Origin of the sequence: Pseudomonas sp. NPDC087342 (assembly GCF_044744265.1) — a bacterium.
GTDB lineage: Bacteria > Pseudomonadota > Gammaproteobacteria > Pseudomonadales > Pseudomonadaceae > Aquipseudomonas > Aquipseudomonas nunensis.
In genome coordinates this window covers 11,344-33,547 of record NZ_JBIUXZ010000017.1, presented here as the reverse complement: position 1 = coordinate 33,547, position 22,204 = coordinate 11,344, and the positions used below count along the sequence as shown (strand labels likewise).

The 22,204-nt window shown below is 60.4% G+C and carries 18 protein-coding genes; 5 read left to right on the top strand and 13 right to left on the bottom strand.

Going from position 1 to position 22,204, the window contains the following annotated elements; all coding sequences use genetic code 11:
- Window positions 1-234: 234 nt before the first annotated feature.
- Window positions 235-1,518: an NAD(P)/FAD-dependent oxidoreductase gene (locus ACIOYV_RS24620; RefSeq protein WP_401327777.1), complete on the bottom strand. Its 1,284-nt coding sequence runs from the start codon at window positions 1,516-1,518 to the stop codon at window positions 235-237.
- A 142-nt stretch (window positions 1,519-1,660) separates the two neighbouring features.
- Window positions 1,661-3,151 carry an aldehyde dehydrogenase family protein gene (locus ACIOYV_RS24615; protein ID WP_054044088.1) on the bottom strand — a complete coding sequence of 497 codons (1,491 nt, stop codon included), beginning with the start codon at window positions 3,149-3,151 and terminating at the stop codon, window positions 1,661-1,663.
- 184 nt (window positions 3,152-3,335) lie between these two features.
- Here ACIOYV_RS24615 and ACIOYV_RS24610 point away from each other — a divergent pair, with 184 nt between their 5' ends.
- From ACIOYV_RS24610 to nadE, 3 genes are all read left to right on the top strand, one after another.
- Complete coding sequence (locus tag ACIOYV_RS24610) at window positions 3,336-4,247, top strand: LysR family transcriptional regulator (protein ID WP_401327774.1); 912 nt, start codon at window positions 3,336-3,338, stop codon at window positions 4,245-4,247.
- A 248-nt stretch (window positions 4,248-4,495) separates the two neighbouring features.
- Entirely contained in the window at window positions 4,496-5,719 is a 1,224-nt protein-coding gene (gene pncB / locus ACIOYV_RS24605; protein WP_054044090.1) for a nicotinate phosphoribosyltransferase, read from the top strand.
- A 4-nt stretch (window positions 5,720-5,723) separates the two neighbouring features.
- Entirely contained in the window at window positions 5,724-6,551 is an 828-nt protein-coding gene (nadE, locus tag ACIOYV_RS24600; RefSeq protein ID WP_054044091.1) for an ammonia-dependent NAD(+) synthetase, read from the top strand.
- Window positions 6,552-6,742: 191 nt separating this feature from the next.
- On the opposite strand, the gene azu is transcribed toward nadE, so the two are convergent.
- Window positions 6,743-7,189 carry an azurin gene (azu, locus tag ACIOYV_RS24595; protein WP_265042732.1) on the bottom strand — a complete coding sequence of 149 codons (447 nt, stop codon included), beginning with the start codon at window positions 7,187-7,189 and terminating at the stop codon, window positions 6,743-6,745.
- Between the two features lie 343 nt (window positions 7,190-7,532).
- Here azu and ACIOYV_RS24590 point away from each other — a divergent pair, with 343 nt between their 5' ends.
- Together ACIOYV_RS24590 and ACIOYV_RS24585 are read left to right on the top strand one after the other, a co-directional pair.
- Entirely contained in the window at window positions 7,533-8,120 is a 588-nt protein-coding gene (locus tag ACIOYV_RS24590) for a TIGR00730 family Rossman fold protein (RefSeq protein ID WP_054044093.1), read from the top strand.
- A 68-nt stretch (window positions 8,121-8,188) separates the two neighbouring features.
- Window positions 8,189-8,380 (top strand): hypothetical protein, encoded by a 192-nt coding sequence (locus ACIOYV_RS24585; RefSeq protein WP_163908026.1) that lies wholly within the window; start codon window positions 8,189-8,191, stop codon window positions 8,378-8,380.
- A gap of 73 nt (window positions 8,381-8,453) precedes the next feature.
- On the opposite strand, the gene ACIOYV_RS24580 is transcribed toward ACIOYV_RS24585, so the two are convergent.
- The 10 genes from ACIOYV_RS24580 to rpsR all read right to left on the bottom strand — a co-directional run.
- A complete protein-coding gene (locus ACIOYV_RS24580; RefSeq protein ID WP_290028037.1) occupies window positions 8,454-8,831 on the bottom strand; it encodes an NUDIX domain-containing protein in 378 nt (125 codons plus the stop codon).
- Between the two features lie 136 nt (window positions 8,832-8,967).
- Window positions 8,968-9,858 (bottom strand): transglutaminase family protein, encoded by an 891-nt coding sequence (locus ACIOYV_RS24575; RefSeq protein WP_054044095.1) that lies wholly within the window; start codon window positions 9,856-9,858, stop codon window positions 8,968-8,970.
- On the bottom strand, window positions 9,858-12,344 hold the full coding sequence (locus ACIOYV_RS24570; RefSeq protein WP_401327767.1) for a circularly permuted type 2 ATP-grasp protein: 2,487 nt from the start codon (window positions 12,342-12,344) through the stop codon (window positions 9,858-9,860). Before ACIOYV_RS24570 ends, ACIOYV_RS24575 begins: the two co-directional genes overlap by 1 nt.
- A gap of 88 nt (window positions 12,345-12,432) precedes the next feature.
- Window positions 12,433-15,708, bottom strand: coding sequence for a DUF2126 domain-containing protein (locus tag ACIOYV_RS24565; RefSeq protein WP_401327765.1), 3,276 nt, complete (start codon window positions 15,706-15,708; stop codon window positions 12,433-12,435).
- A gap of 173 nt (window positions 15,709-15,881) precedes the next feature.
- Window positions 15,882-16,403 carry a hypothetical protein gene (locus ACIOYV_RS24560; protein WP_401327762.1) on the bottom strand — a complete coding sequence of 174 codons (522 nt, stop codon included), beginning with the start codon at window positions 16,401-16,403 and terminating at the stop codon, window positions 15,882-15,884.
- Between the two features lie 234 nt (window positions 16,404-16,637).
- Window positions 16,638-18,941, bottom strand: a complete 2,304-nt coding sequence (locus tag ACIOYV_RS24555) for a YgiQ family radical SAM protein (protein WP_401327900.1) — start codon at window positions 18,939-18,941, stop codon at window positions 16,638-16,640.
- Window positions 18,942-19,163: 222 nt separating this feature from the next.
- Complete coding sequence (dnaB, locus tag ACIOYV_RS24550) at window positions 19,164-20,558, bottom strand: replicative DNA helicase (RefSeq protein WP_054044099.1); 1,395 nt, start codon at window positions 20,556-20,558, stop codon at window positions 19,164-19,166.
- A 120-nt stretch (window positions 20,559-20,678) separates the two neighbouring features.
- Window positions 20,679-21,125 (bottom strand): 50S ribosomal protein L9, encoded by a 447-nt coding sequence (rplI, locus tag ACIOYV_RS24545; RefSeq protein WP_054044100.1) that lies wholly within the window; start codon window positions 21,123-21,125, stop codon window positions 20,679-20,681.
- A 19-nt stretch (window positions 21,126-21,144) separates the two neighbouring features.
- Window positions 21,145-22,038, bottom strand: coding sequence for a hypothetical protein (locus ACIOYV_RS24540; RefSeq protein WP_054044101.1), 894 nt, complete (start codon window positions 22,036-22,038; stop codon window positions 21,145-21,147).
- A gap of 36 nt (window positions 22,039-22,074) precedes the next feature.
- Window positions 22,075-22,204: 30S ribosomal protein S18 (gene rpsR / locus ACIOYV_RS24535; protein ID WP_401327898.1), on the bottom strand; the 130-nt coding region annotated here is incomplete at its 5' end.

The window sequence follows — 22,204 nt, the reverse complement described above, 5'->3', positions numbered from 1 at the left end:
CCATTTTCATTGGGCGTGCAACCGTCTAAACCGCGGGAGGTGAAACCATTATTTTAAAAAGGCGCAACCCGCACGCGCCATCATTGCAACCGCGGCACTAAACGACGTGCAACCAGCCTGTAACAACGTGCGTCACCGAAGTGCACACTGCTGGTGCGGTACTGCTACAACCCGCACCATTACAGGCTAGTCGCTACGCGAAAAAGCGCCGCTTCCAGCAACACATTTCAACAATCAAATCACGATCCGCAAGCACTGGCCTGCGTGATACAGCGAAAAACCGGCCTCATACAGACAGCTGCGCAGGCCGACACCGGCCAGGGGCTGCATCGGTGCGAACGGAATCGGTAGCGCTTGAGGATTTCCGTTACACAAATAGTCGGCAAAGGCTTTACCGACCACCGTGCCAGTTGTCACGCCCCGGCCGTTGTAACCGGTGACTGCCACTAAACCGGGCGCCGGTTCGAACAGGCGCATCAAGTGATCGGGAGTAAATGCGATGCAGCCGGTCCAGGTGCATTCCCATTCAACCGGTTTCAGGTAGGGAAAATAATGCTGTTGGACCCGATCGGCCCAGGCTTTCAGAAACCAGGTCGGTTTCTGGTTGCCATTGCCGAGACTGCCGAGTAACAGGCGTCCATCTTTGTCGCGACGGATGCTGCTGAGGACCTGGCGGGTATCCCAGGAACCCTGGCCACCGGGCAGGATCTGTTGCGCGGCGTCGTCGGTCAGCGGGACCGAGGCCACTTGGTAGTAATAACCGGGGAAGAAATTGCGCCGCAGTTCAGTCCAGTCGCCTTCGGTGTAGGCGTTGGAAGCGATCACGACTTGATCGGCAAGTACTGAACCTTGCGCGGTCTGCACTGACCACTTTTGGCCCTGACGTTCGAGTCGGGTCACCGGAGAATGATCGAACAGTTGACCGCCGAGGGCGATGGCCGCTTTGGCCAGCCCGGTGGTGTAGGCCATCGGGTTGATCGTGCCAGCACGTCGATCCAGCAACGCGGCGGCGATCTTTTTGGTCCCGGTGGCTTGTTCGCAGGCCTGGCCGGTCAATAACTCAACCGGGGCGCCACGACGTTTCCATTGTTCTTCACGACTGCGCAAATCCGCTTCGCCACGGCTGTTGTGCGCCATGTGCAGCGTGCCTTCGCGGCGCAATTGGCAATCGATTTTGTACTTGTCCACAAGGCTGAACACGAGGGACGGTGCCGCACCGAGCATGCGGTTGAGTTGACTGCCGACCGCTTCGCCGAACCCGGCTTCGATCTCGTCCGGCGGAATCCACATCCCGGCGTTGACCAGCCCGACGTTGCGTCCAGACCCGCCATGCCCGGCGCGATGGGCTTCCACCACGCAGACGCTTTTACCCGCCTCCAACAAATGCACCGCCGCCGACAGCCCGGTAAACCCGGCGCCGATAACGCAGACATCGACCTTCACTTCACCCTTGAGCGCCGCATTGTCGGGCCTTTGTGGCGTCAGTTTTTCCCACAGACACTCTTCGCGTAACGGCATTGCCAGACTCCAATCAGAAACCTAACAAACAACAAAGCAAAAGCTTCGCGGGCAAGCCTCGCTCCTACAGTTCAGTGTCGTTCCCACAATCACGGAACGTCGACAACCCTGTAGGAGCGAGGCTTGCCCGCGAAGAGGCCCATCAGTCGAACGTAATCCCCTGCGCCAACGGCAACTCCAGCGAATAGTTCACGGTGTTGGTCTGGCGGCGCATGTAGCCGCGCCATGCGTCGGAGCCCGATTCACGGCCACCGCCGGTTTCTTTCTCGCCACCAAACGCGCCGCCGATTTCCGCGCCGCTCGGGCCGATGTTGACGTTGGCGATGCCGCAGTCGCTGCCCACCGCCGACATGAACTGCTCGGCTTCACGCACGTCGGTGGTGAAGATGCACGACGACAGGCCTTGCGGTACAGCGTTGTTCAGGCGCAGGGCCTCAGCGAAATCGGTGTAACCCACCACGTAAAGGATCGGCGCGAAGGTTTCATCGCGAACCACGTCGCTTTGTTCTGGCATTTCCACGATGGCCGGGGACACGTAGTAGGCATTCGGGAACTTGTCTTCCAGTTGACGCTTGCCGCCAAACACCCGGCCGCCTTCGCTCAGAGCCTGCTCCAGCGCTTCCTGCATGTTTTCGAAACTGTTTTTGTCGATCAATGGACCGATCAGGTTGCCTTCCAGCGGATTGCCGATGCGCACTTTGGAGTAAGCAGCCTTCAGGCGGGTGACGATTTCTTCTTTCACCGATTCGTGGGCAATCAGGCGACGCAGGGTGGTGCAACGCTGGCCGGCGGTGCCGACGGCGCTGAACAGGATTGCGCGAACGGCCATGTCCAGGTCGGCGCTTGGGCCGAGGATCATTGCGTTGTTACCGCCCAGTTCAAGGATGCTGCGAGCAAAGCGCGCGGCGATTTTCGGCGCCACTTCACGGCCCATGCGGGTGCTGCCGGTGGCGCTGATCAGCGCGACACGCGGATCATCGACCAGCGCTTCGCCGGCATCGCGGCCGCCAATGATGACTTGGCTCAGGTGCGGCGGTGCGTCGGAGAAGTTTTTCAGCACGCGGTCGAACAGTGCCTGGCAGGCCAATGCGGTCAGTGGGGTTTTTTCCGACGGTTTCCAGATCACCGGGTTACCGCAAACCAGCGCCAGCGTGGTGTTCCAGGCCCAGACCGCAACCGGGAAGTTGAACGCACTGATCACGCCGACAACGCCCAGCGGATGCCAGGTTTCGCGCATGTGGTGGCCAGGACGCTCGGACGCGATGGTCAAGCCGTACAACTGGCGGGACAGGCCGACGGCGAAGTCGCAGATGTCGATCATTTCCTGAACTTCGCCCAGGCCTTCCTGGGTGATCTTGCCGGCTTCCCAGGAGACCAGCTCACCGAGATCGGCCTTGTATTCACGCAGGATATCGCCCAGTTGGCGCACCAGTTCGCCACGGCGCGGTGCCGGGACCTTGCGCCACAATTCGAACGCATGATCTGCGCGACTGATGTGTTGCTCGACTTCAGCGGCACCTTCCCAGTTCACGGCAGCGATCTGGCTGCCATCGATCGGCGAATGCACGGGCACTTTGCCGTTCTGGTACAGGGCCGGGTTCACACCAAGACGATCAAGCAATGCGGCAACCATGGGTCATTCCTCAAGCAGAAAACGGAAATCGTGCAGCCGGAATTTCACGGCTGATCAGACCTGTAGTTGTAGCGCCCCCGAGACGAGCCAACAAACGACCATTAAGCGAGATATCATTCCGTTTATTCATGCTTCGCATCTGTCGGTTAAGAAAAGCATAGAGATACAAGAAAAAGGACCACCCATGCTGAATAAACGCTACTTGCCGTCGATCACCGCATTGCAGTGTTTCGAGGCCGTGACCCGGCATTTGAGCTTCACCCGGGCCGCTGAAGAGCTGAACCTGACCCAGAGCGCCGTCAGCAAACAGGTCGCGCAACTCGAAGAGTTGTTGCAGCACCTGCTGTTCCGCCGGGTGCGCCGACGCCTGCAAATGACCCCTGCCGGTGATTTGTACCTGGTGGAGGTACGAAAAATCCTCACGCAGGTCGAGATGTCGACCCACTACCTGCGTTCCTACGGCGGTGACACCGAAGTCCTGCGCGTCTCAACACCGCCGACCTTCGGCGCACGCTGGCTGGTGCCGCGCCTGAAAGGCTGGCGCCTGCGTCATCCGTCGATTCACCTCGATTTGTGCAGCGAGCAGGAAGCCGACGACCTGTTGCAAGGTCGCAGCGACCTGGCGTTCTACTTCGGCCAGGGCTCGCGACCCGGCACCGAAAGCCTGAAGCTGTTCGGCGAAGAGCTGGTGCCGGTGTGCGCGCCGGGCAGCCTGCCGGGCACGCCGTTTACCGATCCGACGCAACTCACCGACCTGGTCCTGCTGCAAAACGCCTCCCGGCCCCAGGCCTGGCACGACTGGTTCGACAGCCAGGGCTACCACACCGAACACAGCTACCACGGCCCACGCTTCGAAACCTTTTATATGTGCATCCGCGCCGCGCAAGTCGGCTGCGGCGTGGCGCTGTTGCCACGGTTTCTGGTGGAAGAGGAATTGGCCGACGGCAAACTGGTCATACCCTGGCAGCATGCGATGCCGAGTTCCGACGCGTATTACCTGGCGTACCCCGAGCATTCGGCGGAAGTGCCCAAGGTTAGGGACTTTGTGAAGTGGATGCTGGAGCAGATTGATAGCCCGGATACCCCACAACTCTAGGGTCGCACTCAATACCTGTGGCGAGGGAGCCTGCTCCCGTTGGGTCGCGCAGCGGCCCTGAAATCGACGACTGCTGCGCAGCCGAGCGGGAGCAAGCTCCCTCGCCACAAAGGCTCGCTCCCACAGGAATCTATGGCGGTCTAAAAAATCGCTGGCAATAACTGCCACGGATATGCGCCACTAGCCCCATTCATTGATACAGCTGAAACGTCGCGACCACGGGCCGCGGCCAGCCTGGAGATTCCCTTATGAGCGAGAGCGTATTTGGCGATCGCATCGTGCAGAACCTGCTCGACACCGACTTCTACAAACTGACGATGATGCAGGCGGTGCTGCACAACTACCCTAACGTGGAAGTCGAATGGGAGTTTCGTTGCCGTAACAGTGAGGATCTGCGCCCGTACCTGGCGGAGATCCGTTACCAGATCGAACGCCTGGCCGAGTTGAGCCTGAGCGCCGACCAGTTGAGTTTCCTCGAGCGCATCAGCTTCATGAAGCCGGATTTCCTGCGCTTTCTCGGGTTATTCCGCTTCAATCTGCGCTACGTCCACACCGGCATCGAAAACGGCGAGTTGTTCATCCGCCTGCGTGGGCCGTGGCTGCATGTGATTTTGTTCGAAGTGCCGATGCTGGCAATCGTCAGCGAAGTGCGTAACCGCTATCGCTACCGCGAAGTCGTCCTCGAGCAGGCGCGCGAGCAGCTCTACCGCAAGTTCGACTGGCTGACCGCCAACGCCAGCAGCGACGAATTATCCGAATTGCAGGTAGCCGATTTCGGCACGCGGCGCAGGTTTTCGTACCGTGTGCAGGAAGAAGTGGTGAACGTGCTCAAGCACGATTTCCCTGGGCGCTTCGTCGGCACCAGCAACGTGCATCTTTCCCGCGAGCTGGACATGAAACCACTGGGCACCATGGCCCACGAGTGGATCATGGCGCATCAGCAACTCGGCCCGCGCTTGATCGACAGCCAGATTGCCGCCCTCGATTGCTGGGTCCGCGAGTATCGCGGCTTGCTGGGGATCGCCCTGACCGACTGCATCACCACCGACGCCTTCCTCGGTGATTTCGACCTGTATTTCGCCAAGCTCTTCGACGGTTTGCGCCATGACTCCGGTGATCCGGTGCTCTGGGCCGAAAAGTCGATTGCCCATTACCACAAGCTCGGCATCGACCCGATGAGCAAGACGCTGGTGTTCTCCGACAGCCTGACGCTGCCCAAGTCGCTGGAAATATTCCGCGCGCTGCGGGGTCGGATCAACGTCAGCTTCGGCATCGGCACCAACCTGACCTGTGATATTCCGGGTGTTGAACCGATGAGCATCGTGCTTAAAATGACCGCCTGCAACGGCCAACCGGTGGCGAAGATCTCCGACGAGCCAGGCAAGACTCACTGCAAAGACCCGAATTTCGTCGCCTATTTGCGACATGTTTTCAAAGTACCTGCCCTTCCCAGTATTTCTAGCAAGGAGTGAATTCATGCAAGCCGAACAGCGTGAGATTGCTGAACAGCTCAACGTCCAGCCGCCGTTCGCCGATCAGGCCGCCCTCGAGGCTGAAGTCGCCCGGCGGATTACCTTCATTCAGGATTGCCTGGTCAATTCCGGACTCAAGACCCTGGTGCTGGGCATCAGCGGCGGCGTGGATTCCCTGACCGCCGGCCTGCTGGCCCAGCGCGCCATGCGCGAACTGCGCACCCGCACCGGTGATGACAGCTACAAGTTCATCGCCGTGCGCCTGCCGTACGAGACGCAATTCGATGAGCACGACGCCCAGGCCTCGGTGGACTTCATCGCCCCGGACGAACGTCACACGGTAAACATCGGCCCGGCAGTCAAATCCCTGGCCGGTGAAGTCGCGGCCTTCGAAGGCCAGCACGCGGTGTCGGTGGATTTCGTGCTCGGCAACACCAAGGCGCGGATGCGCATGGTCGCCCAGTACACCATCGCCGGCGCAGCCCACGGGTTGGTGATCGGTACTGACCACGCGGCGGAAGCGGTAATGGGCTTCTTCACCAAGTTCGGTGACGGTGCCTGCGATTTGGCCCCGTTGAGCGGGCTGGTGAAAAACCAGGTGCGGTCGATTGCTCGCAGCTTCGGCGCGCCGGAATCGCTGGTGGAAAAAATCCCGACTGCCGACCTTGAAGACCTGTCGCCGGGCAAACCGGACGAAGCGTCCCACGGCGTGACCTATGCCGAGATCGACGCGTTCCTGCACGGCGAGCCGGTGCGTGAGGAAGCGTTCAAGATCATCTGTGATACGTACAAAAAGACCCATCACAAGCGCGTGATGCCGTTTGCGCCTTGATTGCTGAGGTGTCCGTGCCGACGCCTTCGCGGGCAAGCCTCGCTCCTACAGTTCAGTGTTGTTCCCACTATCACGGAACGTCGCCAACCCTGTAGGAGCGAGGCTTGCCCGCGAAGAACGATGACTCAGTCTTTCGGCAGGCACAAAAAAAGCGTCCCGATCGGGACGCTTTTTTTATGCGTGCGATTCGATTACTTCAGGGTAACCGTGCCTTTCATCATCGAGATGTGGCCAGGGAACGAGCAGAAGAAACCGTAGCTTTCGCCAGCCGCCAGTTTCGACACGTCGAAGGTCACCGAATCTTTCTCGCCGGCACCGATGATCTTGGTGTGCGCGATCACACGTGCATCGCCTTCCGGCAGGTAGTTCTTGTCGATGCCGGCGGCCAGGCCTGCGGTGGCGATCGGCTGCATGTCAGCCTCTTTGCTCAGCACCCAGTTATGGCCCATGACGTTTTTCGGCAGGCTGCCCGAATGAGTCAGTTCGACGGTGAAGGTCTTGCAGCTCTTGTCGATTTCAATGGCTTTGGTGTTGAAGGACATCTGGTCAGTGGAGTCGACGGTGGTCTTGCACTCCGCAGCCATCAACTGAGCGCTTGCCAGTGTAAGCAGGGATACCGCAGCAAGTTTTGCAAACATGGTGAATCTCCAAGGCAGGGTTAACAAAATCGCGAATGGACAGAAGACTGCCTGAAAACTTCGCAAGTTCCTATGACCTGAGTCAAAAATTGTATACAACTTTCGGGCTATGACACTCATCGAAACAAACTAACAGCCAGACGTCTGGGTCGGCCCTATCCTCAAGTCTTCATCACTTGGAAGGAGCGCCTGTCATGTCCATCAACAGCTTATTACGCAGTTTGCTCGCCGCCTACGCCTGTGGCGCCAGCGGTACTTACGAAACACCTCAGCGCGAGGTTTAACCCTTGGATCGACGGATTTCTGCCTTTACTCTGTGGCCATTCTGACCACGGAGTAAGGCATGTCTATCGCATCCGTTTGTGTATTTTGCGGTGCCAGTACCGGCACCAACCCGGCTTATCGTGAAGCGGCTGTCGCCCTCGGGCGAGCATTGGCCGAGCGCAAGCTGACGCTGGTCTATGGCGGCGGCGCCGTCGGGCTGATGGGGATCGTCGCCGATGCGGCACTCGCGGCCGGTGGGGAAGTGATCGGGATCATCCCGCAAAGCCTCAAGGACAAGGAAATCGGTCACAGCGGCCTGACGCGTCTTGAAGTCGTGGACGGCATGCATGCGCGCAAGGCGCGGATGGCTGAACTCAGCGACGCGTTTATTGCGCTGCCCGGCGGCCTCGGCACGCTGGAAGAACTGTTCGAAGTCTGGACCTGGGGTCAGCTCGGCTACCACGGAAAACCGCTCGGTTTGCTCGAAGTAAACGGTTTCTATGGCCAATTGACCGCTTTTCTTGATCATATCGTCGGCGAAGGCTTCGTTCGCGCACCACACCGTGACATGCTGCAAGTGAGCGAATCGCCGCAAACCCTGCTCGATGCACTGGACGCCTGGCAACCCTCGATCCTGCCAAAATGGGCCGAGCAAAAACCCAGCTAACGGCTAGGCACCGATACAGGGCAGAATATGCGCCGCTCAACCTCACCTTCGACCCCAGAGGATCGCCCATGGCTAAACCTAATTATTCCTTCGCCAAACGTCAGAGAGACTTGGCCAAGGAGCAGAAGAAAGAGGAAAAGCTTCAGCGCAAGAAAGCTACAGCTGAAGAAGAAGCAGCAGCACTGAACCCGGATGCAGAAGGTGAAGTGGCGGCAGAAGATGATGTTGATGCACCGAAAGATCAGGCGCCCGACGCCTGAGACCCTCAGGGCCCGATGATCTGATCAGGCTCACCGGATCTGTGTCCAGGGTCAGCAGCCCCGCTGCTGACCCTCACAGGCCCAACGCTTTGTGAATCGAATCGCGATACCCCTTGGGCAAGTTGGCCGGCAGATTCGCCGGATCAAACAGCCCGATCTCCTTATGTTCATGACTGACTTTCGGCACAAATCCGCCCAGCAACTGGCAGCGGTAGGTCGAGATAAATACGTGTTTGCCGGGGATCACCTCGAACAGATACGAATCCAGCGGCTCCCCCACCCCCACTTCGACGTCCAGCTCCTCGACGATTTCCCGTGCCAGGCAGTCCGGTGCCGTCTCGCCCAGCTCGATTCGCCCGCCGGGTAATTCCCATTCGTCACGCTCGTTGAGCATCAGCACGACAAGGCCTTCGGGGGATTGCAGGACGCCTTTGATTGAAACCGGGAACATGAAAATTCCTCTCCAGCGAATACAACACATCTCCCCTGTGGGAGCGAGCTTGCTCGCGATGAGAGCGGCACATCCAGCACTTATGTGTCTGACAAACCGCCATCGCGAGCAAGCTCGCTCCCACAGGGGATCTCGATCAATCCAGTGGCATCACGGTGACTCGAACTTCCGGGTCATGGTTGCCGCCGCCAAGAATCACCCCGCGCAACGGCGATACATCGGAAAAATCCCGGCCCCAGGCCAGGGTGATGTGTTCCAGCGCCGGTTGCACATTGTTGGTCGGGTCGAAATCCACCCAGCCAAGCACCGGGCAAAACACCGATACCCAGGCATGGGACGCATCGGCGCCGATCAGTCGCGGCTGGCCCGGTGGTGGCTGGGTCAGCAGATAACCGCTGATGTAGCGCGCCGCCAGACCGCGCGAGCGCACGCACGCGAGCATCAGGTGTGCGAAGTCCTGACAGACGCCACGCCGACGCTCCAGTACTTCCACCAGCGGCGTGGCGACTTGGGTCGCCTCGGCATCGAAGGTGAACTCGCTGAAAATCTTCTCCATCAACGCCTGAACACCCAGCAGAAGCGGTCGTCCCGCAGGAAAACAGCTTTCGGAGAAGTCGACGAAGTTGCGTTTCAAGTGCACGTACGGCGATTCGAAACGATAACGACAGGCTTCCAGCAGCTCAGGTGAAAGCGGCTGGCTGCTGTAAGTCAGCGCGTTGCGGGTTTCTTCCCAGGCCGGCGACAGATTGAAATCCAGGACCGGCCGGGCCAGTACTTCAACGGTGAGCTCGGCATTCACCAGCAATTCATCGTGGGGGCGCTCGAAAGCGAGGCGGGTCAGCGGATTGCCGAACACGTCCAGCTCATCACGACGGGTCGTCGGGTCCGGGCTGATCAGCAACGCCTGCGCGGTGCAGCGCTGCCAGGTGCAGGGGCGCGGCCACAGGTGCGCCAGTTGCTGGGCCAGGGACACCGGGCTGTCGTAGTGATAATGGGTGTCGTGGAATATCTGGTAACGGGCATTCATCAGACGGACACCGTGCGCTGGCTGACATCATCGACATGGGCAAAATGGCGCAAGGCCAGACGATCCGAGACCTGGCCGCTGGCATCGGCGATTTCTTGGAGCAAATCGGCCAAGCCCTCGACCGCTGCGTGAACGCTGGCCTCGCCAAACAGCGAGTTCTCCAGGCAGCCCAGATCGAAGTGCATCAAGCGCTCCACCAACCGTGGCAACCCCGCCTCTCGCGGCGCACCGAAATCGTCATTCAGGCGCTTCAATGTGCGGGTCACCAGTTTCAACTGGAACAGCACCGCGTGCGGGTTCTGCTCATCCAGCAGCAACAGGTCGAGCACCGGAATCAACTGCGCCACCGCCAGATAGCGTGAGCGGTAGGTGATGCTGCTGTTGCCCAGTTCCAGCAGCCATTCCAGCCCGGCTTGATCGAAGGCACCAGCACCGCGCAGGAATGCCGCGAGGCTGCTGCTGAGAAACTGCAAACGCTCGATGCGCCGGCCGATCATCAGGAAACGCCAGCCTTCGTCCCGGGTCATATCGTCCAGGGCAAACCCGGACAGCGCCGCCAGGGACATCACCAAGCGGTTGAGGAAGTCCAGTAACTCGCCGAAATCCGGCTCTTCGGTTTCCAGCTCCATGGCCTCGCGCTGCAATTCCACCAGCGCCTGCCAGTTTTCCCGGGAGAGCTTGCCGCGCACTTGCGAGGCCGCCCACTGCAGTCGTTGCAGGTTGGAACGCAAGCTGAACGGCCAGTCATCGCCGAGCAACGCCGCCAGCAAACGTTCCGGCAATTCGCCTTCCTCGGGCAACAGATTCAAGCGTTCCCCGAGGTCCACCGCCGCTTCCAGCGCTTGCGGGTCATCGCCATCGACGTAACGCGCCAGCATGACCCGCAGCAACCGCGCACTGTCATCGCAACGCTCGCAGTACCGACCAAACCAGAACAAATTCTCGACCACCCGCGACGGCAGATACGGATCGCGCCGCACCAGATCGTGGACGCCGATGGTGCGCTGGGTTTTCCATTGCTCGCCGCTTGGCGCCCGCTCGCCGAGCACCCAAGTGTCCTTGCTCGCGCCACCGCGCTGCATCGACACCACTTCGGCGTCAGCCTCGGCGGCGACTCGGGTCAGGCCGCCGGGCAATACCCGATAACCGTCGCGACTGGCCACCGCGTAAACGCGCATGCCAATGGCCCGAGGTTGCAGTTGACCGTCCTCGGCCTGCCAGATCGGCGCCTGGGACAGCTGCGCCAGTTCTTGCGCAACATAAGCGTAAGGCCGCGCCTGCATGCGCTCAGCCAGCGCCTGACGCTGTTTTTCACTCAGATCACGGCCAAACACCGGCGTGAAGCTCTGGGACGGGAATGCCGGTTTGATCAGCAATTCCGGCAACTTTTCCAAGGCCTGGGCGAGCACCGGCGCTTCACCGCACCACCAGGTCGCAATGGACGGCAGGATCAGTTCTTCGCCGAACAGGAATTGATTGATCCTTGGCAGAAAACCCAGCAGCCCCGGCGATTCCAGTACGCCGCTGCCCAGGGCATTGGCGACCAGCACCCGGCCCTGACGCACGGCCTCCAGCAAACCCGGCACGCCGAGCGCCGAGTCGGTGCGCAGTTCCAGCGGGTCGCAGAAGTCATCGTCGAGGCGCCGCATGATCGCGTGCACCCGGCGCAGGCCGCTCAAGGTTTTCAGGTAGACGGTGGCATCGCGCACCGTCAGGTCGCCACCCTCCACCAGCGGATAACCGAGCTGGCGTGCGAGGTACAAATGTTCGAAATAGCTTTCGTTGAACCGCCCCGGCGTCAGCAGCACGATCAGCGGTGCTTCGTCGTCACTCGGCGCCTGACGGGCCAAAGTTTCCTGCAACGTACGGAAGAACCCGGCCAGATGCTGCACCTTCAAATCACGGTACAACTCGGGGAAAGCCCGAGACACGATGGTGCGGTTTTCCAGCGCATAACCGGCACCGGACGGCGCCTGGGTCCGGTCCGCCGTCACCCACCAGCGACCGTCCGGGGTGCGCGCAAGATCCACGGCGTACAGATGCAGAAAGGCGCCGTCAGGCGGAGAAATCCCCTGACACGGCCACAGGAAATTGTTGTGCCCGAACACCAGCTCGGCCGGCAGCAGCCCTTCGGCGATCAGACGCTGCGGGCCATACAGATCCGCCAGTACCGCGTTGAGCAAGCGCGCCCGCTGGGCAATCCCGGCGGACAGTTGCTGCCACTCATCGGCAGCGATCACATGGGGCAACAGGTCCAGTTCCCACGGACGATCGGCGCCCTTGGGGTCGGCGTAGACGTTGTAGGTCACGCCGTTTTCCTGGATTTGCCGGGTCAGCAACGCCTGGCGCTGCACCAGTTGCGTCGGGGTGCTGCGCTGCAATTGGTCGAACAGCCGACGCCAGTGCGGACGCACCGCGCCGCTGTCGTCGAGCAGTTCGTGATAAGTGCCCGCCGTCAGCGGGTAGCGGTCAAGCAGGTCAGGCATGGAAAGCTCGGCAGACAGCAAAGAACGGTCAGACTAACGCAGGCTCATGACGCTCGGATATACGAAAAATCCGAGCGTCGTGTAGGGCTTAGAAACGTCGCAAATCGAGTGTCATCGGCAGCTCGTCGTTAATCGTCACGTTCGGTATAGGAAGTTTCCCAGGGGTGTGTCCGATTCGGAAGAAACGCGCCATTCGCCGGCTCTCCGCTTCGTTGGCGTTCACCGGCAGGCTGTCGTAGTTGCGCCCGCCCGGATGGGCGACGTGGTACTGACAGCCACCCAGCGAACGCTCCATCCAGGTGTCGAGCAGGTCGAACACCAGCGGCGCGTGGACCGGGATGGTCGGTTGCAGGCAGTTGAACGGTTGCCAGGCGCGGAACCGCACGCCCGCGACGAACTCGCCCACCCGACCGGTCGGCTGCAACGGCACCGGAATGCCATTGCACGTCAGCAGGTAACGCTGCGGCGCCAGTCCGGTGACTTTGACCTGCAAGCGCTCCAGGGACGAATCCACATAACGCACCGTGCCACCGACCGCGCCCTCCTCGCCCAGCACATGCCAAGGCTCAAGGGCCTGGCGCACTTCCAGCTCGATGCCACTGACGGCGTAATCGCCGACCTTGGGAAAGCGGAATTCCAGATGCGCGGCAAACCACTCGGCGCGCACCGGGTAACCGGCAGCGTTGAGATCGACGATCACATCGGCGAAATCCTGCTCGATAAAGTGCGGTAACAGGAAGCGATCGTGCAGCTCGGTGCCCCAGCGTGCCAGTTTCGGCGGTGCATAAGGCTCGCGCCAGAACCGCGCCACCAGCGCCCGCAGCAACAATTGCTGCGCCAGGCTCATGCGCGCATGGGGCGGCATTTCAAACGCGCGCAATTCCAGCAAGCCGAGACGCCCGGTGGCGCCGTCCGGCGAATAGAGTTTGTCGATGCAGAATTCGGCGCGATGAGTGTTGCCGGTGACGTCGATCAGCAGGTTGCGCAACAACCGATCCACCAACCACGGCGCGCACTCTTCTCCCGGTTTCGGCATCTGTGCGAAGGCGATTTCCAGTTCATACAACGAGTCGTTACGCGCCTCGTCCACCCGTGGTGCCTGGGACGTCGGGCCGATGAATAGTCCTGAAAACAGGTAGGACAAGGACGGGTGGTTATGCCAGTAGCTGATCAGGCTGCGCAGCAAGTCCGGACGACGCAGGAACGGTGAGTCACCCGGTGTGGCGCCACCCAGTACGAAATGGTTACCGCCGCCGGTGCCGGTGTGCCGGCCGTCGATCATGAATTTCTCGGTGGTCAGCCGGGTCTGGCGCGCTTCTTCGTACAGAAACTCGGTGCGCTCAACCAGCTCGTCCCACGTGGCGGACGGCTGCACGTTGACCTCGATCACGCCCGGATCCGGGGTGATGCGGAAGTTGCTCAGGCGCGGATCGCTCGGCGGTTCATAGCCTTCCAGCAACACCGGGCAATGCAGTTCCTGCGCGGTGGCTTCGATAGCGGTGACCAGTTCCAGGTAATCCTCGACCCGTTCCAGTGGCGGCATGAACAGGTACAAGCGGCCATCCCGCGCTTCGGCACAGAACGCGGTGCGGGTCAGCCAATCGGCGGATTCGTCGATCTCAATATCCCGTTCAATCGCTTCCGCAGGCGTGCCCGGACTGTTCAACTGCTGAGTGTCTGGAAGCGCCGGGAATTCCTGATTCGGGTCGTTTGGGTAGATGAACGGATATTCCGCGGCTTTCACCCAAGGCTGCGACCCTAGCGGCAAGCGATAACCCAGCGGCGAATCCCCCGGCACCAACCGGCAGTGCTCGTCGCGCAGATACCAGCGACCGCTCTGCCACTGATCGCCCTTGGCGGTGCGCGCCAGCGGCAGGACCTGGCCGATGACTTTGTCCAGGCCTTGGCCGAACACTTTGCGCAGGCGCGCACGCTCCAACGGTTCTTCCAGTCGTGAGTCTTCGGCGCTGACGTTCAGCGGCAAAGTGCCTTCGCGCCAGAGGTAATAGAAATTGTCTTCGTAGGCCGGGAACACGAAGCGTGTCGGAATTTTCAAGCGTTCAGCGACACTCGCGAGAAAACGACCGGCCAGTTCGCCATCGGCGCCGTAGTCTTCCTGCTCATCGGCGATCAGCGCGCTGTTGTGCCAGATCGGCACGCCGTCCCGCCGCCAATAGCAGTTCAGCGACCAACGCGGCAGTTGTTCGCCGGGATACCACTTGCCCTGGCCGAAATGCACCAGGCCTTTGGGCGCGTAGTGCTTGCGCATGCGCTGGAACAGTTCGGCAGACAGCCGACGCTTGTCCGGGCCGAGCGCGGCGGTGTTCCATTCCGCGCCATCCGGGTCGTCGATGGAGACGAAGGTCGGTTCGCCGCCCATGGTCAGGCGCACGTCGCCTTCCAGCAGGTCGGCATCGATCTGCCGACCCAGCGCCTGGATCGCCAACCACTGGTCTTCGGTGTAGGGCTTTGTGACCCGCGGCGCTTCCCAAATCCGCTCCACGGACATTTCGTGGGTGAACTCGCATTCGCACGGTTCCACCAAGCCACTGATCGGTGCCGCAGAGCCCGGATCGGGACTACACGCCAACGGAATGTGTCCTTCACCGGCAAACAGCCCTGACGTCGCGTCCAGGCCGATCCAGCCGGCGCCGGGCAAGTAGACCTCGCACCAGGCGTGCAGGTCGGTGAAGTCCACTTCGGTGCCCGAGGGGCCGTCGAGGCTTTTGACGTCGGCGGTGAGCTGGATCAGGTAGCCGGAGACGAAACGCGCCGCCAACCCGAGGTTGCGCAGCAATTGCACCAGCAGCCACGCCGAATCGCGGCAAGAGCCGGAGGCGTGTTCGAGGGTGTGTTCGGGGGTTTGAACGCCGGGCTCCATGCGGATCAGGTAGCCGATGTCTTCGCTCAAGCGCTGGTTGAGCGCGACGAGGAAATCCACGCTGGGCAGCGGCGTGCGGTCGATGCCGTCCAGATAGGCCTTGAACTTCGGCGTCAGGGGCAAGGTTTCCAGGTACGGCGCCAGTTCCTTGCGCTCATCGGCGGCATAGGTGAACGGGATCTTTTCCGCGTAGGGCTCAAGGAAGAAATCGAACGGGTTGAACACCGCCATTTCCGCCAGCAGATCGACTTCGATCCGCAGCTCATTGGTTTTCTCCGGGAACACCAGGCGCGCCAGGTAGTTGCCCTGGGGGTCTTGCTGCCAGTTGATGAAATGCTGCTCGGGCGAGACTTTCAGCGCATAGGACAAAATCCGCGTGCGACTGTGGGCTGCCGGGCGCAGGCGAACGATCTGCGGACCGAGCTCGACGGCGCGGTCGTAGCGGTAATGTGTGACGTGATGCAATGCGACATGAATCGACACGGCGTGCCTCCTGCGAGCCTTAAGCGTATTCGACAGCGCGCAAGACTTATGCCATCGCGCAGCGCTGGCGCTTTCATAGATTGCTTAAGGCAGTACAGCACCAAAATCGGGCGACGCGGGAATTTGGTTGGAGGGGATTGCACGCAAATGTCGCAAGGCATGACTGCCGGGGTTCATCGATGGGGTTTCAGGCTGGCTTCAAGACGCTTGATCCGCTGACGGATGCGGGCGCCCACCTGCAACACCAGGATCGCGCGCTGATAGCGACGCTTGCTCATCAAGTACAAGCCGATCAGCGACGGAACCGCCGGGATCCAGGTAAACCCCACATGGCTTGCTTCGAGCATCGCCAGCAATGTGCTCGACAGGCAGAACACCAGCATGCAGAACAAGCCCCAGACTGCTTTGGGGTAGCCACGAATCAACGCGATGAAACACCCTGACATCAGCAAACACCCGCCCATCATGCCGATCAGGATGTACTCCATCATCGGGTAATCCCGTGGGAAAAATACCTCGCCGAACACCGTGCCGGTCAACGACATGGCGAAAATCGTCATCATCATGACCGCCACATGAATCCACCCGTAACGCCTCGCATAAGGTTGCCAGGCCAGCCAATGGGCGAATTTCAACTGCATGAGCTTGTCGGCAGTCAATTGTTGTTGCGAGAGGGGTTTCTTGCGGCGAGCCATGGATTTCTTCCTTGAAATTGAAAGGCAGGAGCAATCACTGACGGGTGATAGGTCTTGCCGGGGTTCTGATCGTTCCCACGCTCTGCGTGGAAATGCAGCCCGTGACGCTCCGCGTCACTGGACGCGGAGCGTCCCATGAGGCGTTCCCACGCAGAGCGTTGGAACGATCAACAACGATCAACAGGCAAAAAAACGCCAACCCGAAGGTTGGCGTTTTGTCAGCGCTGGCGAAACTTAGCGCGGCACAACCGGCTTGCGCGCAGGCTTGGGCCCTTTGCCTTTGGCCGCGTCCTTACGCTCCTTGGCAGCTTGCTGGTTGCGGGCGAACGCCGCAGCCTTGGCCTGTTCACGCTTGTCCCACGGGTTGCCACCATCGCTGGCACGCGGCGGCAGGCCGGTGTGCTGGGTCAGGATCTTGGTGGTCTTCTCGCCTGCCACTTTATGGCTGCCAGCCGGCGTCGAGTTCTTGCGACGGGCGCTCTGGTAGCTGTCGGTCGCTGGCTGATGCAGCGGGATCAACTGGTTCTTGCCCGGCCCGATCAGGTCGGCGCGGCCCATACGGGTCAGCGCTTCACGCAGCATCGGCCAGCCTTTCGGGTCGTGGTAACGCAAGAACGCCTTGTGCAGACGACGCTGCTCTTCGCTCTTGACGATAGTGACCGCGTCGCTCTTGTAAGTGACCTTGCGCAGCGGGTTCTTGCCCGAGTGGTACATCGCGGTGGCGGTGGCCATCGGCGACGGGTAGAACGCCTGCACCTGGTCGGCGCGGAAGCCGTTGCCCTTGAGCCACAGGGCCAGATTCATCATGTCTTCGTCGGTGGTGCCCGGGTGGGCGGCGATGAAGTACGGAATCAGGTACTGCTCTTTCCCGGCTTCCTTGGAATACTTCTCGAACATGCGCTTGAACTTGTCATAGCTGCCAATGCCCGGTTTCATCATCTGATTGAGCGGACCTTCCTCGGTGTGTTCCGGGGCGATCTTCAGGTAGCCACCGACGTGGTGGGTCACCAGCTCCTTGACGTATTCCGGCGACTCGACCGCGAGGTCGTAGCGCAGGCCGGAAGCAATCAGGATCTTCTTCACACCCGGCAAGGCACGGGCGCTGCGATAGAGCTGGATCAGCGACGAGTGGTCGGTGTTCAAATTCGGGCAGATGCCAGGGAACACGCACGATGGCTTGCGGCACGCGGATTCGATTTCCGGGCTCTTGCAGGCGATGCGGTACATGTTCGCGGTCGGGCCGCCGAGGTCGGAAATGACGCCGGTGAAGCCTGGGACCTTGTCGCGGATCTCTTCAATTTCGCGAATGATCGACTCTTCGGAACGGTTCTGGATGATCCGGCCTTCGTGCTCGGTGATCGAGCAGAAGGTGCAGCCGCCGAAGCAGCCACGCATGATGTTCACCGAGAAACGGATCATGTCGTAGGCAGGGATTTTTTCCTTGCCGTACGCCGGATGCGGAATCCGTGCGTAAGGCATGCCGAACACGTAGTCCATTTCTTCGGTGGTCATCGGAATCGGCGGCGGGTTGAACCAGACGTCGACTTCGCCATGCTTCTGGACCAGCGCACGGGCGTTGCCCGGGTTGGTTTCGAGGTGAAGCACGCGGTTGGCGTGAGCATAAAGAACCGCGTCGCCACGGACTTTCTCAACCGACGGCAGACGAATCACAGTCTTGTCGCGCGTCATCTTCGGGCTGGCCAGAATCTGAACGACTTTGGCTTCTTCCGGATCCTCAAGCGGCCCCTTTTCCTGCTCGATGGCGCAGGCCTGGGTGTCCTGGGTATTCACGTACGGGTTGATGATCTTGTCGACCTTGCCCGGACGGTCGATGCGCGTGGAATCGACTTCGTACCAGTCTTTCGGCGTGTCACGACGGATGAACGCGGTGCCGCGCACGTCGGTGATGTCTTCGATCTTGTGACCGTAGGACAGACGCTGGGCGACTTCGACAATCGCACGCTCGGCGTTGCCGTACAGCAGGATATCGGCGCTGGCGTCGATCAGGATCGAGTTGCGTACTCGGTCCTGCCAGTAATCGTAGTGGGCGATGCGGCGCAGGGAAGCTTCGATGCCACCGAGGACGATCGGCACGTTTTTGTAGGCTTCCTTGCAGCGCTGGCTGTAGACCAGGCTCGCGCGATCCGGACGTTTGCCCGCCAGGCCACCAGGGGTGTAGGCGTCATCGGAACGGATTTTCTTGTCAGCGGTGTAGCGGTTGATCATCGAGTCCATGTTGCCGGCCGCGACACCGAAGAACAGGTTCGGCTCGCCGAGCTTCATGAAGTCGTCTTTGGACTGCCAGTTCGGCTGGGCAATGATCCCGACGCGGAAGCCTTGCGACTCCAGCAGCCGGCCGATGATCGCCATGCCGAACGACGGATGGTCAACGTACGCATCGCCGGTGACGATGATGATGTCGCAGGAATCCCAGCCAAGCTGATCCATCTCCTCCCTGCTCATGGGCAGGAATGGCGCTGGCCCGAAACATTCGGCCCAGTACTTGGGATAGTCAAATAACGGCTTGGCTGCTTGCATCATGTCGATAACCGGTGTTGGCTTTCATTGAATTTCGCGGGCGCGGAATATAGCACAAAAAATAACCAATTCCGACGGCTATGGTCGGAAATTGGTGCTGACCTCATTCGCGGGCAAGCCTCGCTCCTACAGGTCATGTGGCGTTCGCCAAATCTCAATCCAATACAGAACCTGTAGGAGCGAGGCTTGCCCGCGAAGAGGCCCGACCAGACGACGAGTACATTACTCGTCGTCGAAGTTGTAGCTACCCGGCGCGAGGTTTTCGAAGCGGGTGTATTTACCGATAAATGCCAGTCGCGACGTACCGATCGGACCGTTCCGCTGCTTACCGATGATGATCTCGGCGATGCCCTTGTGCTCGGTTTCCGGGTGATACACCTCATCCCGGTACACGAACATGATTACGTCAGCATCCTGCTCGATCGCTCCGGATTCCCGGAGGTCGGAGTTGATCGGGCGCTTGTTCGGCCGTTGCTCCAGGGAGCGGTTGAGCTGCGAAAGCGCCACCACCGGGCAATTGAATTCCTTGGCCAGGGCTTTCAAGGAACGGGAGATTTCGGAAATCTCGTTGGTCCGGTTGTCGCCGCCGGAGCCTGGAATCTGCATCAATTGCAGGTAGTCGATCATGATCAGGGCAACGTCGCCATGCTCACGCACCAGGCGCCGGGTCCGCGCGCGCATCTCCGAAGGGCTGATACCCGCCGTATCGTCGATGAACAGCTTGCGATCGTTGAGCAGGTTGACCGCCGAGGTCAGGCGCGGCCAATCGTCGTCGTCGAGGCGACCGGCCCGGACCTTGGTCTGGTCGATACGGCCCAGGGACGACAACATACGCATGATCAGCGATTCACCTGGCATCTCCAGCGAGTAGACCAGGACGCACTTGTCGCTGCGCAACACGGCGTTTTCCACCAGGTTCATCGCAAAGGTGGTTTTACCCATGGACGGACGGCCGGCGACGATGATCAGGTCGGACGGCTGCAGGCCGCTGGTCATCCCGTCGAGGTCGGTGTAGCCGGTGGACAGGCCGGTAATGGCGTTGTCGGTGTTGAACAAGGTGTCGATGCGATCGATGGCCTTGGTCAGCAGGTCATTCACGCTCACCGGGCCGCCGGTTTTTGGCCGGGCCTCGGCGATCTGGAAGATTTGCCGTTCGGCTTCGTCGAGAATTTCTTCTGCGGTGCGGCCTTCCGGGTTGAAGGCGCTGTCGGCAATCTCGCTGGCGATGCCGATCAGTTGGCGCAAGGTCGCCCGCGCACGGACGATCTGGGCATACGCCTTGATGTTGGCGACGGACGGCGTGTTTTTTGCCAGTTCGCCGAGGTAACCGAGGCCACCCACTTGCGAGGTCTGACCTTCCTTGTCCAATTGCTCGGCCAGGGTCACGACGTCGATTGGCGAGTTCATGTCCGCCAGTTTGGCGATCGCACGGAAGATCAGGCGGTGGTCATGTCGATAGAAATCGCCGTCCGATACTTGATCGAGCACGCGTTCCCAGGCGTTGTTGTCCAGCATCAAACCACCGAGCACGGCCTGTTCGGCCTCGATGGAATGCGGCGGCACCTTCAGGGCAGCAGTTTGCAGATCGTATTGCTCAGGAGCGGAGATATCGTTCATGGCCACTTGGTTATTTTATGAAAAGCAGGGATTACAGAAAGACAAAGGGCACGACCTGTAAACAGGATCGTGCCCGATGTTACCGGCAAGCACCCGAGGGTGCCAGCCGACAAGTGCTGCTTAAGCTGCTACCACGACAACGCGTACGGTGGCTTCAACTTCGGCGTGCAGGTGCACGGCTACGTCGAATTCACCTACGTTACGGATAGTGCCGTTCGGCAGACGAACTTCGCTTTTTGCAACTTCAACGCCAGAGGCGGTCAGTGCATCAGCGATGTCGTGAGTACCGATCGAACCGAACAGCTTGCCTTCGTCACCGGCGGTGGCAGTGATAGTCACTTCCAGCTCAGCCAGTTGGGCGGCGCGGTTTTCAGCCGAAGTTTTGCGGTCTGCTGCGGCTTTTTCCAGCTCAGCGCGACGCTCTTCGAACGCAGCCACGTTGGCAGCGGTCGCAGCGGTAGCTTTGCCGTAAGGCAGCAGGTAGTTACGACCGTAACCAGCCTTAACGTTCACTTTGTCACCCAGGTTGCCCAGGTTGGTGACTTTTTCCAGAAGGATCAGTTGCATGTGAAAATCCTCTTAACTTTTAACCTTCACCGTTCGCGTTATCGGCGTCTTTCGACTGCAGACGACCGCGAAAATCAATCAGGCTGTCGACGATGGCCAAGACCACCAGCAACGGATAGATCAGCTGCATGAACAGCAACAGCGTTACGTACAACCCGACCAGCCAGAATCGGCCCAGTCGCTTTTGCGCCACCAGCCCGTGAATCAGGGCCAGCCCGGCGAATACCAGCGGTACACTGCACAACGGCGTCAACATCGCCAACTGGGAACCGAAGTTCGGCCCCAGCAGCATGAACGCCAGCAGTAACATCGCCAGCCCCAGCGGGAATCGGATGGCGCGAAACTCGCGACCAAATCCACCCGGGTTGTACAACAACGCCTGCCAGTAGCGCCCGACAAGCAGGCTCAGCACACTGACGATTTGCAACAAGGCCGCAATCAAGCCGGTCAGGACCGGTGCAATCAGGGACGCGAAACGCGCTTGCTCATCTACCGACAACTTCTGGTAGACATCACCGAGTAGCGACGGCATGACCTTTATCAAGGCCTGCGCCAGCATCTCGATTTGGGGAGCAAAAGCTGTCCCCAGCACCACTGCAAACACCACTCCCATCGCTATGCTGACCAGCAGCACGCGGTTCCAGGACTCGCTTGCGCGCAAAACCAACGCAAGGCTCGAAGACCCCAGCAGCACCAGAAGTGCCCGTGGGTCATCGGAGTAAAGCCACCAGACCAAGGCCGGCAGCAGTCCCAGAGCAAGTACGCCAATGGCGTCCTTCAATCCGCGCCGCAGGAGCACGAGGCATCCAGCGGCAGCACCCAACCAATACAACAACGGCAATGTCGCGCATCCAGCCACTACCAGAGTGGCCTGCACACGGCCGCGCATGATGAACTCAGCTATGGCGCGCATGCATTCAATCCTTTGCTACGTGTCGACTGCCCGGTCTCAGCGGCCGTGGCTGTCGGTGTAGGCCAGCAGGGCCAGGAAGCGGGCGCGCTTGATAGCGTTTTCCATCTTACGCTGATAACGAGCTTTGTTACCGGTGATACTGATTGGAACGATTTTGCCGTTCTCG

Coding starts and splice junctions, on each gene's coding strand:
- ACIOYV_RS24590 (WP_054044093.1), top strand. CDS start 7,533: ATGTCTATCGCATCCGTTTGTGTATTTTGCGGTGCCAGTACCGGCACC.
- ACIOYV_RS24615 (WP_054044088.1), bottom strand. CDS start 3,151: ATGGTTGCCGCATTGCTTGATCGTCTTGGTGTGAACCCGGCCCTGTAC.
- ACIOYV_RS24560 (WP_401327762.1), bottom strand. CDS start 16,403: ATGGCTCGCCGCAAGAAACCCCTCTCGCAACAACAATTGACTGCCGAC.
- ACIOYV_RS24575 (WP_054044095.1), bottom strand. CDS start 9,858: ATGAATGCCCGTTACCAGATATTCCACGACACCCATTATCACTACGAC.
- ACIOYV_RS24580 (WP_290028037.1), bottom strand. CDS start 8,831: ATGTTCCCGGTTTCAATCAAAGGCGTCCTGCAATCCCCCGAAGGCCTT.
- nadE (WP_054044091.1), top strand. CDS start 5,724: ATGCAAGCCGAACAGCGTGAGATTGCTGAACAGCTCAACGTCCAGCCG.
- ACIOYV_RS24610 (WP_401327774.1), top strand. CDS start 3,336: ATGCTGAATAAACGCTACTTGCCGTCGATCACCGCATTGCAGTGTTTC.
- ACIOYV_RS24555 (WP_401327900.1), bottom strand. CDS start 18,941: ATGCAAGCAGCCAAGCCGTTATTTGACTATCCCAAGTACTGGGCCGAA.
- dnaB (WP_054044099.1), bottom strand. CDS start 20,558: ATGAACGATATCTCCGCTCCTGAGCAATACGATCTGCAAACTGCTGCC.
- ACIOYV_RS24585 (WP_163908026.1), top strand. CDS start 8,189: ATGGCTAAACCTAATTATTCCTTCGCCAAACGTCAGAGAGACTTGGCC.
- azu (WP_265042732.1), bottom strand. CDS start 7,189: ATGTTTGCAAAACTTGCTGCGGTATCCCTGCTTACACTGGCAAGCGCT.
- pncB (WP_054044090.1), top strand. CDS start 4,496: ATGAGCGAGAGCGTATTTGGCGATCGCATCGTGCAGAACCTGCTCGAC.
- ACIOYV_RS24540 (WP_054044101.1), bottom strand. CDS start 22,038: ATGCGCGCCATAGCTGAGTTCATCATGCGCGGCCGTGTGCAGGCCACT.
- ACIOYV_RS24620 (WP_401327777.1), bottom strand. CDS start 1,518: ATGCCGTTACGCGAAGAGTGTCTGTGGGAAAAACTGACGCCACAAAGG.
- ACIOYV_RS24570 (WP_401327767.1), bottom strand. CDS start 12,344: ATGCCTGACCTGCTTGACCGCTACCCGCTGACGGCGGGCACTTATCAC.
- rplI (WP_054044100.1), bottom strand. CDS start 21,125: ATGCAACTGATCCTTCTGGAAAAAGTCACCAACCTGGGCAACCTGGGT.